This is a genomic window from Sphingomonas faeni, assembly GCF_023195535.1.
Classification (GTDB): Bacteria; Pseudomonadota; Alphaproteobacteria; order Sphingomonadales; family Sphingomonadaceae; genus Sphingomonas; species Sphingomonas faeni_B.
The window spans coordinates 414,633-429,953 of record NZ_JALPNF010000003.1; the positions used below are offsets into that span (position 1 = coordinate 414,633).

Annotated in this window: 10 protein-coding genes; 5 read left to right on the top strand and 5 right to left on the bottom strand. The window is 68.6% G+C overall.

Annotated elements, in window-relative coordinates:
* Positions 1-96: 96 nt before the first annotated feature.
* Entirely contained in the window at positions 97-687 is a 591-nt protein-coding gene (locus tag SPHN_RS09180) for a response regulator transcription factor (protein ID WP_248522843.1), read from the bottom strand.
* Positions 684-2,330, bottom strand: coding sequence for an ATP-binding protein (locus SPHN_RS09185; protein ID WP_248522844.1), 1,647 nt, complete (start codon positions 2,328-2,330; stop codon positions 684-686). The genes SPHN_RS09180 and SPHN_RS09185 overlap by 4 nt, the downstream gene beginning before the upstream one ends.
* A gap of 122 nt (positions 2,331-2,452) precedes the next feature.
* On the opposite strand from SPHN_RS09185, the gene SPHN_RS09190 reads away from it, so the two are divergent.
* From SPHN_RS09190 to SPHN_RS09205, 4 genes are all read left to right on the top strand, one after another.
* On the top strand, positions 2,453-2,590 hold the full coding sequence (locus tag SPHN_RS09190) for a hypothetical protein (RefSeq protein WP_248522845.1): 138 nt from the start codon (positions 2,453-2,455) through the stop codon (positions 2,588-2,590).
* A 152-nt stretch (positions 2,591-2,742) separates the two neighbouring features.
* Positions 2,743-3,258: a sigma-70 family RNA polymerase sigma factor gene (locus SPHN_RS09195; RefSeq protein WP_248522846.1), complete on the top strand. Its 516-nt coding sequence runs from the start codon at positions 2,743-2,745 to the stop codon at positions 3,256-3,258.
* A 51-nt stretch (positions 3,259-3,309) separates the two neighbouring features.
* Positions 3,310-4,227, top strand: a complete 918-nt coding sequence (locus SPHN_RS09200) for a FecR family protein (protein ID WP_248522847.1) — start codon at positions 3,310-3,312, stop codon at positions 4,225-4,227.
* Positions 4,228-4,229: 2 nt separating this feature from the next.
* Entirely contained in the window at positions 4,230-6,584 is a 2,355-nt protein-coding gene (locus SPHN_RS09205; RefSeq protein ID WP_248522848.1) for a TonB-dependent receptor, read from the top strand.
* Positions 6,585-6,725: 141 nt separating this feature from the next.
* On the opposite strand, the gene SPHN_RS09210 is transcribed toward SPHN_RS09205, so the two are convergent.
* Positions 6,726-7,211, bottom strand: coding sequence for a hypothetical protein (locus tag SPHN_RS09210; protein ID WP_248522849.1), 486 nt, complete (start codon positions 7,209-7,211; stop codon positions 6,726-6,728).
* 136 nt (positions 7,212-7,347) lie between these two features.
* Between SPHN_RS09210 and SPHN_RS09215 the strand changes: the two genes are divergently transcribed.
* Complete coding sequence (locus SPHN_RS09215) at positions 7,348-10,554, top strand: autotransporter outer membrane beta-barrel domain-containing protein (RefSeq protein WP_248522850.1); 3,207 nt, start codon at positions 7,348-7,350, stop codon at positions 10,552-10,554.
* A 147-nt stretch (positions 10,555-10,701) separates the two neighbouring features.
* Here the strand turns inward: SPHN_RS09215 and SPHN_RS09220 are convergent, their stop codons facing one another.
* Together SPHN_RS09220 and SPHN_RS09225 are read right to left on the bottom strand one after the other, a co-directional pair.
* The gene (locus tag SPHN_RS09220; protein ID WP_248522851.1) at positions 10,702-12,084 is read right to left on the bottom strand and encodes an efflux transporter outer membrane subunit; all 1,383 of its coding nucleotides are present in this window, start codon (positions 12,082-12,084) and stop codon (positions 10,702-10,704) included.
* Positions 12,085-12,094: 10 nt separating this feature from the next.
* Positions 12,095-15,271 (bottom strand): efflux RND transporter permease subunit, encoded by a 3,177-nt coding sequence (locus tag SPHN_RS09225; RefSeq protein ID WP_248522852.1) that lies wholly within the window; start codon positions 15,269-15,271, stop codon positions 12,095-12,097.
* Positions 15,272-15,321: the final 50 nt, after the last annotated feature.

A 15,321-nucleotide genomic window follows, 5' to 3' on the forward strand; every position in this document is an offset into this window, starting at 1 on the left:
ACTTTGAGACATGGAGACATGGTTGCGGCAAAAGAAAGCGCGCCCTTTCCGTCCCTTGGCTGGATGATTGGGGAGCGCTTGCAGCCGCGCGACCGTTCATGAGACGAGCGCGATCAATTGCGCGAGCCCATTGGTACCGGTCTTGGTAACGATCGCCGCACGGTGGTTTTCGATCGTCTTGATGCTGAGCCCCAGCGCGCCCGCAATCGCCTTGTTGCTATGGCCGCGTACCAGCATGTCGAACACCTGGCGTTCCCGCGTCGTCAGCAACGCGGTACGTCGTGTCAGCAACCGGCGACCGTTCGACCACGCGACCCCTTCGGCAACCGCGGTCAGCAAGCGGTCCTCGTCGATCGGCTTTTCGAGGTAGTCGAGTCCGCCATAGCGTCGCACGCTGTCGACCGCGTTGGCGGTAGTGGGCCATGCGGTCATGAAGACCAGCGCGACGTCGGGATCGAGTTCCCGCACGGCATCGGCAAAGGCGAAGCCGTCCATGTCGCCCATCATCACGTCGGAGATGATGCAGGCGGCAGGGGTGCGCGGATAATCGCGCAGCAACGCGATCGGGTCGACGAACGCCTGTGCGACGTGACCGTGCCGCATCAGCAGGCGAGCAACGCTGGCGCCGAGATCGTCGTCGTCGTCGAGCACGTACACCGTTGCGGGACTGCATAAAGTCAGCGTCATGCGACATACCCGATCGGCGTTTCGGCAAGCGGAAGGGTCACGACATGCGCGATCCGCGCCAGTCCGCGATCGGCGCGGGACAGCGTGCCGCCATGCGCTTCGACGATCGCCTTCGCCACCAGGGAGCCGACGCCCATGCCCTCATGGACGAGGGGGTGATCGGTGCAATGGTTGACGACCGCAATCGCAATCCGGTCGTCGCGGCGCGTCACGGCGATCTCGACCACGCCATCGTCGGTCGCCTGCACGGCATTGCGGACCAGATTGACGAGCGCCTGCGCGATCTCGATCTCCTGCGCCATCACCGTCCATTCGGGATCGACGGGGGCGATACGGATCGCGACGCCCGCCACGCTCGCCTCGGGTCTGGCCAGCGCCGTGACCGTGTCGAGCAGCGTCGCGACCGGCAATAGCGAGGGCTCGTCGACCGCACGACCGCCGAACCGACGCAGGCGGCGGACCAGCGTCGACAACGTCGCGGTCTTGCGCTCGATAAGTCGCGCGGTTTCGGCGATCTCGGGATCGGCGCGGGCACTGATCTCGACCAGATGACGCGCTTCGATCGCGAGCGTGGACAGCGGCTGGCTGATCTCGTGGATCACCGCGACCGACATCGCGCGCAGCGTCTTCAGGCGTTCGGCCTGGAACAGCATCCGGTCGCGCCGCGCCACGGCGGCGAGCGCCCGCGCTTCGGCGTCGGCGAAGCTTCCCGCGAGATAGCCCACCACGGTGACCGCAGCGAGACTCATGTGAAGCGCGAGCCGCTGGTCGACCGGGACCGCGCCGGTCGTCTCGGGCAGCACGAGGATCGCGGTGACAACGATCGCCGCCCACGCCGCGGCCCGTCCGAAGCGCAGCCCGATCCAGGCGATCGCGAGCAGCACCGGGGTCGCGGGCAGCCCGAGGCCGATCGTCGCGAGCGTCGCCACCAGCGCCAGCGACAGGCCGAGCACGAGGATGGCCTCGGCGATGTGCCGGCGCGACGGAAACATCGCCGGCATGACCGTCCGACCGCTCGACAGATCGGCGATCCACAACAGCGGCGGGGCAATCAGCAGGACGCCGAGCATGTCGCCGACCGCGAACCCGGTCAGCGACGCGATGACGTCGCGGACGCTGGCGACGTTGGTGAGGTCGGGCCGGATGATCGACCATGGCAATGCGAACGCAACCGCGGTCAGCGGGGCAAGGACGGAGGCGAGCCCGAGCGGCATCGGCGCGGTCGCCAGGCTGCCGGTGGCACCATCGGCGACCCGGCGCACCACCGAGACCGCGATGCCATACGCCAATACGGGGCTGGCGACGCCGAATATGGCGCGCGGCCATTCGGGTTGGGTGAAGACGACGATTCCGGTCAGGCACTGGACGGCGATCTCGGTGAGCGCCGCAGTCGGCGCCAGGCGCGCGCCAAACCGCCAGAACAGGGCGAGACGCACCCCGGCGGCTGGAAACCAGAGAGAATAATAGCCTGTCCCGCTCCACAGGATCGCCAGCCGGTGCAACGCGAGAAACGCTACGCCATACCCTGCCAGCAACAGCCATTCGCGGTCGCGTGGCAGCCACGACGCGCAATCGGCGCGCGACGGCGCCTGCACGTCGCCATCGGCAACATGATCGGCAGAGGGAAGGGGAACGGATGCCATCTCCGTCTGGATACCGCCAACCGCGGCGCGCAGAAGTAGGGAAATACCCGGATGCAGCGGCGGGCAGCGATAATCGGCGCGCGCAGTCGCCGGTTTTTCCCCGGACCGACCTCGACGAGGGAATGCTGGCGCGTTTCGCCTTCGTGCATCTGCGACCGTCGTTGCATGGCCGGTTGGCGGGGACGGATTCGCATCTGGCAGCGGTACAGGGCGATCATCCCGAGTATCGCCTGGTATCGTGCGGATCGCGGAAGACGTAGTTCCATCCTCGATCAGCAGCCGGGCCTGACCCGGCGGACGCGATTCCGTTCCGACCGCGTTCCGATTGTGCGGGGGGGGCAAGCGCTGTAGGTCTCCCCGCGAACCCGGCGCCGTGGCGCGCCGATCGGCGGCCTATCGACACGGGCGGAACATGGACTCCTCGGGCCTTGAGGCCGTTTTCCTCGCGAACCGCGACACGCTGCTGCGGTTTCTCCGGTCGCTCGGTGCGGGCGATGCGGCCGAGGATCTGCTGCACGAGCTGTGGATGCGGATACAATCGGCACCGACCGGGCCGATCGCGTCGCCGCTGTCGTATCTGTACCGGATGGCGAACAACCTGATGCTCGACCGCCACCGCGCGGTGCGTCAGGCGGAGAAGCGGGATCGGGAATGGACCGAGGCGACCGGCGGCGCGTCGCTCGATCGGTCCGAGGAGCCGTCCGCCGAGCGCGTCGTGATCGCGCGTGAGCAGGCGGCGTTGGCGGAGGCGGCATTGCAGTCGGTCGGGACGCGCGCGGCCGGGATATTTCGACGGCACAGGATCGACGGGGTCGAGCAGCGGACGGTCGCGACGGAGTTCGGGGTGAGCCTCAGCACCGTCGAGGGCGACCTGCGGAAAGCGTATCGTGCGATGATCGATGCAAAGCGGCGCTATGACGAGACTTGAGTTTTCAAGGTCGTACCGGATCGTCTCCGTCATCGCGTATAGGAGGCCATGATGGCGGAGCATGACGATATCGACGCGCAAGCGCTGGACTGGGTCGTCCAGACCGGCAGCGACGCGTTCGACGACTGGCCGGCGTTCCACGCCTGGCTGGAGGCGGACCCGCGTCATGCGACGGCGTATCATGCGATGTCGGCGGATATCGAGGAGATGGCGGCGGCCGTGCCGGCCGAGGCGGCGGCACCGGTCGTCGTGCCGATGCCGAAGCGGCGTTGGCCGGTCTGGACGGGCGGCGCGATCGCGGCGTCGCTGGCGCTGTTCGTCGGCTATGAGGCGCTCGAAACGCGCGCGCACCCCTATGCGGTCGAGACCGCGGCCGGCGCCATGCGGACGGTGCAGCTCGCTGACGGGAGCAGCATCGCGATGGGTGGTGAGACACGGCTGATGCTCGATCGCGACGACCCGCGGATCGCGACGCTGGAGCGCGGCGAGGCGATGTTCGTGGTCCGGCACGACGATAGCGATCCGTTCGAGGTGAGCGTCGGCGGCGCGCGACTGGTCGATGTCGGGACCGCGTTCGACGTCAAGTACGCGCGTGGCGAGACCCACGTCGCGGTGTCGGAGGGCGCAGTCGACTATAACCCGGGACGCGATGGCATCCGGCTCGTGAAGGGGCAGGGGCTGCTCGTGCGCGACGGCAAGGCGATCGTGACGGCGGTCGATGTCGCCAGCGTCGGATCGTGGCGCGACAGCGTGCTGGCCTATGAAGGCGCGACGCTGGCGGAGGTGGCGGACGATCTGTCGCGCGCGCTCGGCGTCGACCTGCGCGCCGACCCGACCGTGGCGAAGCGGCCGTTCAGCGGCAGCATCGCCACCGCCAAGCTGGTGGGCGATCCGAGGCTGGCCGCGCCGTTGCTGGGGGTGGCGATCCGCAAGCGTGGCGGTCACTGGGTGATGTCCTCGCGCTCGTGAGGATGCGCGGATGTCTGGTCGTCGCGGCGCTCGCCGTCGCCGCTCCCGCGCAGGCGGGGCAGGGGGCGGTCGACCTGCCGGCAGGGCGGCTCGGCGATGCGGTGCTGGCGCTCGGGCGGCAGTCGGGGACGAGCATCGTCATCGGCGATCCGGGGCTGTGGGCGCGGCGTGTGCCGGCAGTGCGTGGGCGGATGAGCGCGCGCGAGGCGCTCGACCGGCTGGCAGTCGCGGCAAACGCCGACGTTGCAGCCGCAGGACCGTTGGGATGGCGGCTCGTTGCGCGCGCGCCGCATGTCGCGATAGTCCGGTTGAAACGGCCTAAGATCGTGCCCGTGCCGGCACCGGTGGTCCAGGGCGCGGATATCGTCGTCACCGGCAGCAAGCGCGACGTGCGGTTGCGCGATTTTGCGGGGCAGGTGGCGTTGCTCGACGGGGTCGATCTCGCGCTCGGCGGCGCGGGCGGGACCGAGGCGATCCTTGCGCGGCTGGCAAGCGTGTCCTCGACGCATCTCGGCGCCGGGCGCAACAAGCTGTTCATTCGCGGGATCGCCGATTCCAGTTTCACTGGGCCGACCCAGACCACGGTGGGGCAATATTTCGGGGACCTGCGGCTGAGCTACAACGCGCCCGATCCCGATCTGCGGCTGTACGATATCGCGTCGGTCGAGGTGCTCGAAGGGCCCCAGGGGACGCTGTACGGCGCAGGGTCGCTCGGCGGGATCATCCGCACCGTGCCGAATGCGCCGGAGCTGGGCGCGGTGTCGGCGTCGATCGCGGGCGGTCTGTCGGCCACGTGGCACGGCGATCCGGGTGCTGATTTGGGCGTGACGCTGAACGTGCCGCTCGGCGAGCGGGTGGCGCTGCGCGTCGTCGGCTACGGCGTCAGCGAGGGCGGGTATATCGACAATCCGGTGCTCGACCGGCGCGACGTGAACCGGACGCGGATCGGCGGCGGGCGCGCGATGCTGAGGCTCGATGCGGGGAATGGGTGGACCGTCGATCTTGGCGGGATCGGGCAATGGACCAAGGGCGACGACAGCCAATATGCCGATCGCGACGCGCCACCGCTGACCCGGTCGAGCGCGATCGTGCAGGGCTTCTCGGCGGATTACACGATGGGGCAGGTGGTCGTGTCGGGCGCGATCGGCGGGCTGAAGGTCAAGTCCTCGACCGGGATCGTCGGCCAGGCGCTGACCGAGCGGTACGACGCGACGCTGCCCGAAGGCGAAGCCCGCGTGTTCGCACAGCGCAACGCGACGTCGATGATCGCGAACGAGACGCGGGTCTGGCGGCCGATGCGGAACGGGTTCGGCTGGGTGGTCGGTGGCAGTTTCACGCAAAACCGGACGCGGCTGTCGCGGTCGCTCGGGCCGGTCGATGCGCTGGCGCCGGTGACGGGCGTGACCAACAGCATCGACGAGGCGACGCTGTACGGCGAGGGGAGCGTGCAACTGGTGCGCGGACTGATCGCGACCGCTGGCGCCCGAGTCACGCGCGCCTCGCTGGCAGGCACCGGCGAGGACATCGCACCGGCGCGGCTGGAGACGGTCGCGCTTGCCCGCGCACGCGTGACGGCGGACCGGATCGAGACGAGCGTGCTGCCGTCCGCCTCGCTGATCGCTGCGGCGCTGCCGAAGGTGTCGCTGTACGGACGGTATCAGCAGGGATTCCGCCCGGGCGGGCTGGCGATCGAGAGCGATTTCGTGCGGCGGTTCGAGAATGATCGCGTGCGGACGCTGGAGAGCGGCGTGCGCTATGGGCTTGCGGGAATCGACAGCGCGTATCTGTCGGCGAGCGTGTCGCACACGATCTGGCAGGATATCCAGGCTGACTTCACCGACGCGACCGGCCTGCCGAGCACCGCCAATATCGGCGACGGGCGGATCTGGACGTTCAGCGCGGCGGGGGGATGGAAGCCGGTCGCCGGGCTGACGCTCGACGCTGGCTTCACCTATAACGACAGCCGCGTGACCGAGCCCAGCCCGGCGCTGTTCGTGGCGCTCGCGCGGATGAGCCAGGTGCCAAACATCGCGCGCTATGCAGGGCGGCTTGGGGCGGATTACCGGCGGGATGTCGGGCGGGATCTGGAACTGCGGGTATATGGATGGGCGCGCTATGTCGGGCGGTCGCGGCTCGGGGTCGGGCCTGTGCTCGGCGAGGAGCAGGGGGATTATCTGGATACGGCGCTGACGGCGCGGGTTGGGCGGGCTTCGTTGGGGGTGACGCTCGGGGTGACGAATTTGACGGATAGCGTCGGCAACCGGTTCGCGTTGGGGACGCCGTTCCAGGTCGGGAGCGGGCAGATTACGCCGCAGCGACCGCGGACGGTGCGGATAGGTTTGGACGCGGCGTTCTGACGCTGCAATCCTTCCCCGCCAGGAGGAGCTGGCTGTCCCTTGCCAGACGGAGGGGGAGGTAACAATCACATCCGTTGCGTGTCCTCCCCCTCCGTCTCGCTACGCGATCCACCTCCCCCTGGCGGGGGAGGATTAACGGCTTCAGCCCTTTGCTAGCGCGCGCTGGTCGGCGGGGAGCAGCGCCAGCGCGGTTTTGTAGCAATCCTCGACATGCGAATTACCGACCAGCTTCATCGCGCCGAAGCTGATCGTCGCGGCCACCGCCGAGCCCGCGAAGGGGATGAATTTCGCCATCGATCCCACCGCGACGCGCGCGCCGACGCGGCGGAGCAGGGCGACGACGATGCGCTTGGTCACCATCCGGCCGATCATCGTGTTGCCGAGGCTCGACGCCATCACCAGCGCCTGCTGCGCGATCTGCGGCTCGAGCTTTTGTACCTGGTCGTGATCGAGGCCGAAGCGCTTGCTGATTTCGGGCAGCAGCTTGGTGAGAAGGCCGATGTCCGCGACGATATCCGCGCCGGGGATCGGCACGACCGCAGCCCCCGCCGACATCATCGAGCGCGTCGTGACGAGCCGCTTGCTGTCGTCGCGGATGCGGTCGAGTTCGGCGATGGTAGTGATCATGCTGGCGTTTCCCTGAAATTATCGAGCCGACAACGCGCCGCCGGGGTCCTGGTGCCACGGGATAATAGCGCGCGGTTCAAGGTTCGCGAGCCCCGCCTCCGTCCTCTTTTCGAAAACACATCGAAAAGGGTTCCGTATGCGTCGTCTCCTGCTGACCACCACCTGCCTGTTCGCGATCACGTCGCCGCTGCAGGCGCAGACCGTGATCGACACCAAGCGGACCGATGCGGTGCGGACCTCGACGACCAAGGCGGGCGCACCCGACAACATCCGCATCGCCGCGGCGGGTTCGGTGACGCCGACCAGCGGCACCGCGGTCACGGTCGACAGCGTCAATTCTGTCACCAACGAAGGTACGATCCAGGTCACCAACGCCGACGGATCGACCGGCATCCTCGCCAACGCAGGCACTGGCGGCGGCATCACCAACGCGGCGGCGGGTAAGATCATCGTCGATGAAAGCTATGTCGCGACCGATACCGACAAGGACGGCGACCTCGACGGGCCGTTCGCGGCGGGCACCGGACGCACCGGCATCCGCACCGCGGGCGCCTACACGGGCGCGATCGTCAACAGCGGCGCGATCACGGTGAAGGGCAACGATTCCGCGGGCATCTGGCTGGGCGGGCCGCTGACCGGCGCGTTCACGCATGACGGGCAGACCTCGGTCACCGGCGATCGCTCGACCGGCGTGCGGATCGCGGACGTGACCGGCAACGTCCGGCTCGCGGGCACCATAGCGGCGATCGGGCAGGGCGCGGTGGCTGCACGCGTCGATGGTAACATCACGGGTGCGCTGGTCGTCCAGGGCGCGCTGGGCTCGACCGGCTATCGCTACGTGACGGCCCCCGCCGATCCGTCGAAGCTCGAAGCCGACGACCTGTTGCAGGGCGGATCGGCGCTGGTCGTCGCCAGCGACGTCTCGGGCGGGATCATCTTCGCGGTGCCGCCGAAGGACGCGAGCACCACCGATACCGACGAAGACAAGGACGGCCTGCCCGACGCCACCGAAGGCTCGGCGGCGATCACCTCCTATGGCGCGGCGCCGGCGGTGCAGATCGGCTCGGCGACGCGTGCGGTCGCGATCGGCGCGGTCGCGGGGACGGGAACCGGCTTCGGCTTGATCGTCGACGGCGGCATCGCGGGTAGCGGCGTCTATGGTGGCGTCGAGGGTAACGGCCTGGCGATCGGCGGGCTTGGTGGCGCGGTGACGATCGCCGGCGGGATCGGCATCAACGGCACCGTCGCGGCGGCGGCAAACGGCGCGAGCGCGACGGGGTTGAAGCTCGGTAGCGGTGCGTCGACCCCCGAAATCCGCAATGCCGGCACGATCTCGGCAGCCGGCGGCGGCACGGCGGCATCGCGCTCGACGGCGGTGCTGATCGACACCGGTGCCTCGGTCGCGACGGTCCGCAACAGCGGCACGATCAAGGCGACCGCGCAGGCCGCCGACGGCACCGCGATCGGCATCCTCGACCGGTCGGGCACCGTCACGCTAATCGAGAATAGCGGCAGTATCGGCGCATCGGGCGCGCTCGCCACCTCCGAGCGCAACGTCGCGATCGACCTCTCGGCGAACACGACCGGCACGATCGTCCGCCAGACCGCGGTCGCGACCGGCATCGCCGCACCCGGGATGGTCGGCGACGTGCGCTTCGGCACCGGCAACGACCTGTTCGACGTCGCCGACGGCACCGTCACCGGCACTGCGCGGTTCGGGAGCGGCAACAACCGCCTGGCCCTATCGGGCGACGCGAACTTCACCGGCGGCGCGGTGTTCGGCGCGGGCAACGACGCGCTGACGCTGGCTGGGACGTCGGTGTTCGTCGGTGCGGCGGACTTCGGTGGCGGTACCGACACGCTGACGCTCGGCGGCACCTCGCGCTTCTCGGGTACGCTCGCCAACGCGCAAGGGCTCGCGGTCGCGGTGGCCGGCGGCACGCTCGACATCACCAACGCCGCGTCGATCGCCTCGCTCTCGGTCGCCGGGGGCGGCGTGCTCGCGGTGACGCTCGACAAGGCTGGTGGCACCAGCACGGCCATCCAGGTCGCGGGCACTGCAGCCTTCGACAAGGATTCGACGCTCGCGCTGAAGCTCACCAGCGTCGTCGATGCCGAGGGGCGCTACACCGTCCTGCGCGCCGGAACGCTGACGGGTGCCGCAAACCTCACCGCGACCACGACTCTGCTCCCGTTCCTCTACAAGGGCAGCATCGCAACCGCCACGGGCAACGAGCTTGCGGTCGACGTCGCGCGCAAATCGTCGACCGAACTCGGGCTCAACCGCTCGCAGGCGTCGGCCTATGACGCGATCTACAAGGCGCTCGGCAACGACGCGAAGATCGGCGGGGCGTTTCTCAACATCACCGATGGCGACGCATTCCGCGGCTCGGTCCGCCAGATGCTGCCCGATCATGCCGGCGGCACATTCGAGGCGGTCACGATGGGCTCGCGCGCGACCGCCCGCGTCCTCGCCGACCCGCATGGCCCGTTCAAGGACGAGGGGAAGTGGGGCTATTGGGTAACGCAGGTCGCATGGGGCACGTCGAAAAGCGTCGCCGATACCGCGGGCTACGACATCAGCGGCTGGGGCGTTTCGGCTGGTGCGGAATACAAGACCGGCGTCGGCAATTTCGGCACCTCGCTCGCGTATCTGAACGGGCAGGATGCCGATGATGGCACCAACAACGAAGTGCGATCGAACCAGTATGAGCTGGCCGGATATTGGCGCGGGCATTGGGGCGGTCTGCAGGCCAATGCGCGCGTCTCGGGTGCCACGATCAAGTTCGACGGCTCGCGTGATTTCAGCGGTGCGATCGGTAGCGAAGCGGTCGATCGGACCACGAACGGCGATTGGAACGGCACGCTCTATTCCGCATCGGGCGGCGTCTCGTGGGACGGCGGCAAGGGCATCTTCGTGTTCCGGCCGGTCTTGGCCATCGATTATTACAAGCTGAAGGAGGACGGTTACAGCGAGACCGGCGGTGGCAAGGCTATCGACCTCGTGGTCCAGTCGCGCAGCAGCGACGAGCTGGCGGTGACGGCGAGCACGGCGCTGGGGCTGAACTTCGGGGGCACGAGCCCGGACCAGGGCTGGTTCAGGGTCGAGGCGGAAGGCGGCCGGCGCGAACTCGTCGGCGGCGGGCTCGGCGCGACGACGGCGGCATTCGAGGGCGAGCAGTCGTTCACACTGACGCCGGAAGAGCGGACTAGCGGTTGGGTCGGCAAGCTGCGCGCGGTCGGCGGGAGTTCGGTGTTCCGGCTCGGCGGCGAGTTTGGCGCCGAGCAGCAGCAGGGCCGCGTGGCGCTGTCGCTGCGCGCGAGCTTGCAGATCGGGTTGTAGGAAAAGGACGTCACGATCCTCCCCCGCCAGGGGGAGGTGGCGCCACAGGCGACGGAGGGGGAGGACACGGAACGAATGGGTCGCTTACCGCCCCCTCCGTCAGGCAAGCGCCTGCCACCTCCCCCTGGCGGGGGAGGATCGTGAAGGTTACGTCCGCGTCTGCCAGCCGCCGCCTAGCGCGCGGAAGAGGTCGACTTGGGCGCCGGCGATACGCGCGTCCGCCGCGGCGAGGTCCGTGTCGGTATCCGCCAGCGTGCGTTCGGCGTCGAGGACGTCGAGGAAGTCGATCTGGCCTTCGCGCTGGCGGGCGCGGGTGATGCGGGCGGCGGTGGCGGCGTTGTCGTGCGCGGACTGGAGCTGCGTGCGCCTGTCCAGTTCGCGGGCGTAGTTCGAGAGCGCGGTCTCGGTTTCCTCGAGTGCGGTGAGGACGCTGCCGTCGAAATTGGCGAGTGCACCGCGGGTGTCGGCTTCGGCGCCCGCTATGCGGGCACGGGCGGCGGACTGGTTGAGCGACCAGTTCAGCAGCGGGCCGAGCAGCCAGCGGATCGGGCCGCCGGTGAAGATGTCGCCGACGCTGAGCGCGGTCGAGCCGATCGAACCGCCAAGCGAGATTTGCGGATAGAGTTGCGAGGTCTGGACGCCGATACGGGCGGTGGCCGCGGCGAGGCGGCGTTCGGCGGCGTGGACGTCGGGTCGGCGGGCTAGCAACGTCGCGCCGTCGCCGATCGGGATCGGCTGGTCGAGGCGCGGCGTGGTGGTGCGGGCACCGGCTGTCGCGGGCAGGTCCTGCGGGGTGCGACCGGTAAGCGTGGCGAGGCGGAAGAGCGCGGCTTGGCGCTCGGCTTCGATCTGCGGGATGTTGGCGGCGCGTTGGTCACGCAGGGCGGCGATCCGGACCTGATCGAGGCGGGCTGCGCGACCGGCGTCGACGCGCTTGCCGGTCAGCGTGTTCGACTTGTCGAGCAGCTCGACGATCCGCTTGGCGACTGCGAGGCGTTCGGCGGACGAGGCTGCGTCGACATAAGCGCGGGTGGTGGCCGCGACGATCGAGACCCGGACCGCGTCGGCATCGGCCTGCGCCGCACCGACGTCGCCGCGCGCGGCCTCGACGTTGCGGCGGACTCGGCCGGCGAGATCGACCTCGTAGCTGACGTCGAGCCCGACATCATAGGTAGCGCGCTGGCGGTCGAAACCGGGGAGGTTCTGGAGTTGCGAGGTGCGCGCGTAATTGCCACTCGCGCCGGCGTTTACTTGCGGCTCGCGGTCGGTCTTCGTGCCGCGCAGCGAGGCGCGGGCGCTGTCGAGGCGAGCGACGGCGACGCGGAGGTCGGTGTTCGTGGCCAATGCGTCCGCGACGAGGCCGTCGAGGACCGGGTCGCGGTACATCCGCCACCAATCGTTATCCGGCGCGGTCGTGACGGTGGCAGCATTCGCGGTGACGAACGATGCCGCCGCCTTGGGTGGGGTGATCGGCGCGACATAGTCGGGGAGCGTCAGCGCCGAGAGGCTCGCGAGGAGGGCGGACTTCATGATGCTGGTCCTATTCGGCTGGCTGAAGGGTCGCGGCGGGGGCAGGCCGGCGGCGTTCGAACCGCATCGCCAGCGCTCGCGCGACGACATAGAAGGTGGGGGTGAAGAGCAGACCGAACCCGGTCACGCCGATCATCCCGAAGAACACCGCGGTGCCGAGCGCCTGGCGGAGTTCCGCACCGGCCCCGGTCGCGATCACCAGCGGCACCGCGCCGAGGATGAACGCGAAGCTCGTCATCAGGATCGGCCGCAACCGGTCCTTCGCCGCGCGGACCGCCGCCTCGACCGGGGTGAGGCCGTCCTGTTCCTCGGCCTGCTTGGCGAACTCGACCACGAGGATCGCGTTCTTCGCCGCCAAGGCAATCAGCACGACCAGGCCGATCTGCGTGAGGACGTTGTTGTCCATACCTCGCAGGTTCACGCCGGTCATCGCGGCCAACAGGCACATCGGCACGATCAGAATGATCGCGAGTGGCAACGTCAGGCTCTCATATTGCGCGGCGAGCACGAGGAAGACGAACACCACCGCCATGCCGAAGACGAGCGCGGCGGTGCTGCCGGCGGCTTTCTGCTGATAGGCGATGCCGGTCCATTCATGCGCGTAGCCGGCGGGCAGCGACGCATCGGCGAGCTTCTCCATCGCGACCAGCGACTGGCCGGACGAATAGCCCTTGGCGGTGTCGCCATCGACCTCGACCGCGGGGAAGAGGTTGTAGCGGACGACGCGGTACGGGCCGGTCTTGTCCTTGAAGGTCGAGACCGAACCGACCGGGACCATCTGGCCCGAGTTGGAGCGCGTCTTGAGGTTGGCGATATCCGCGGTGGTGTTGCGGAACGGCGCGTCGGCCTGCGCGGTGACGCGGTAGGTGCGGCCGAGCAGGTTGAAGTCGTTGACGAAGGCCGAGCCGAGATAGACCTGCAACGCCTCGAAAACGCGCTCGGGGGGAACGCCGAGGAGATTGGCCTTGGCGCGGTCGACGTCGGCGAAGATGCGCGGCGTGGCGGTGTCGAAGAAGGTGTAGACCTGCGCGAGACCCTTGGTCTGGTTCGCCTGGCCGATCAGCGCGTAGCTTGTCTTGCCGAGGTCGGCGTAACCGTGGCCACCCTGGTCCTGCACCATCAGGCGGTACCCGCCGGCCGAGCCGATGCCCGGGATCAACGGCGGCGGGACGATCAGCAGGCGCGCTTCGGTGATGTCGCCGGTCGCCTTCTGCGATTCGGCCATGATGCTGGCCAATGTGACGCCGAGCTTCTTGCGTTCCTCGAAGCTCTTGAGCGGGATGTAGGCGGCGGCCGAGTTGGGGGCGAGTGTCTGTGAGGGGCCGTCGAAACCGGCCAGCATGACCGCGCCCTTGACGCCGGCGAGCGGCAGGATGCGCTTGGCAACCTTCTGCATGACGGCATCAGTGCGCTCGACCGACGAGCCGGGCGGAAGCTGGATGACGGTCAGGAAATAGCCCTGGTCCTGCGCGGGGACGAAGCCCGACGGGGTGACCATGAACACGCCCACGGTGACCGCGATCAGCGCGGCATAGGCGACCATCATCCGGCGCGGCGCGGTGACTAGGCGCGCGGTGAGGCGGGCATAGCTGTCGCTCATCCGCTCGAACCCGCGGTTGAAGGCATCGCCGGCGCGGCGCACGGTACGGGTCAGGCGGTTGCCGGAATCAGCGGGGGCGGTCGGCTTGAGGAGCATCGCGGCGAGCGCTGGCGACAGCGTCAACGAGATCAGCAGCGAGATGATCGTCGCGGTCGAGATTGTCACTGCGAACTGGCGGTAGAACGCGCCCGACAGCCCGGTGAGGAACACGGTCGGGATGAACACCGCGCACAGCACGAGCACGATCGCGACGAGCGCGCCCGACACTTCGTCCATCGACGTACGCGCTGCCTCCAGTGGGGAGAGCCCGTGTTCGAGGTTGCGCTCGACATTCTCGACCACGACGATCGCATCATCGACGACGATGCCGATCGCGAGGACGAGCCCGAACAGCGACAGGTTGTTGAGGCTGTATCCGGCGGCCGCGAGCACCGCGAAGGTGCCGATCAGCGAGACCGGGATCGCCACGATCGGGATGATCGCCGCGCGCCATTTCTGCAGGAAGACGAGGATGACGAGCACGACGAGGATCATCGCCTCGAACAACGTGTGCTTCACCGCGTCGATCGACTGCGCGATGAATTCGGTCGGGTTGTAGATGACCTTGTATTCGAGGCCCTTGGGGAAGCGCTTCGACATGCTCTCCATCTCGGCGGTGACGGCCTGCGCCGCGCCGAGTGCGTTCGAGCCGGGACGCTGGAAGACCGCGGCGATGACCGTGGGCTTGCCGCTGAGATAGGTGTTGGCGCCGTAATCCTGCGCGCCGAGTTCGACGCGCGCGACGTCCGAGACGCGGACTTGGCGGCCTTGTGCGTCGGTGCGGATGACGACGTCGGCGAACTGCTTGGGATCGGTGAGGCGCCCTTGCGTCTCGACGTTGAGCTGGAAGGCGCTGTTGCCCTTGTCATAGGGCGGCTGCCCGAGCGTGCCCGCGGCGACCTGGACGTTCTGCGCGCGCAGGGCGGCGACGATCTCGCCGGCGGTGAGGTCGAGTGCGGCGGCGCGACCGGGGTCGATCCAGACGCGCATCGAATAATCGCGCGCGCCGAACAGCTGCACGTCGCCGACGCCGTCGATGCGGCTGAGGCGATCGCGGACCTGGGTCAGCGCGTAGTTGGAGATATAGCCGCGATCGAGCGAGTTGTCGGGCGAGACGAGGTTCACCACCATCAGGAAGTCGGGCGAAGTCTTCCGCGTCACCACGCCGAGGCGCTGAACGTCTTCGGGCAAACGAGGGACGGCGACGGCGACGCGGTTCTGGACGAGCACCTGCGCGGCGTCGAGGTCGGTGCCGATCTTGAAGGTGACGGTGATCGTCACCTTGCCGTCGCCGGTCGATTGCGACGACTGGTAGAGCATGTTGTCGACGCCGTTGATTTCTTGCTCGATCGGCGCGGCGACGGTTTCGGCGACCGTCTCGGCGGAGGCGCCGGGATAGGTCGCGCTGACGGTGACGGTGGGGGGGACGATGTCGGGATATTGCGACACCGGCAGCGTCATGTAGGCGATCGCGCCGACGATCGTGATGATCACCGCGATCACGCCCGCGAAGATCGGCCGGGTGATGAAGAAGCGCGAGAAGCGCATGGTTTGTGTCCTCGAAAGAAGAGCGACGGACGCGCGCCAACACCACCCCG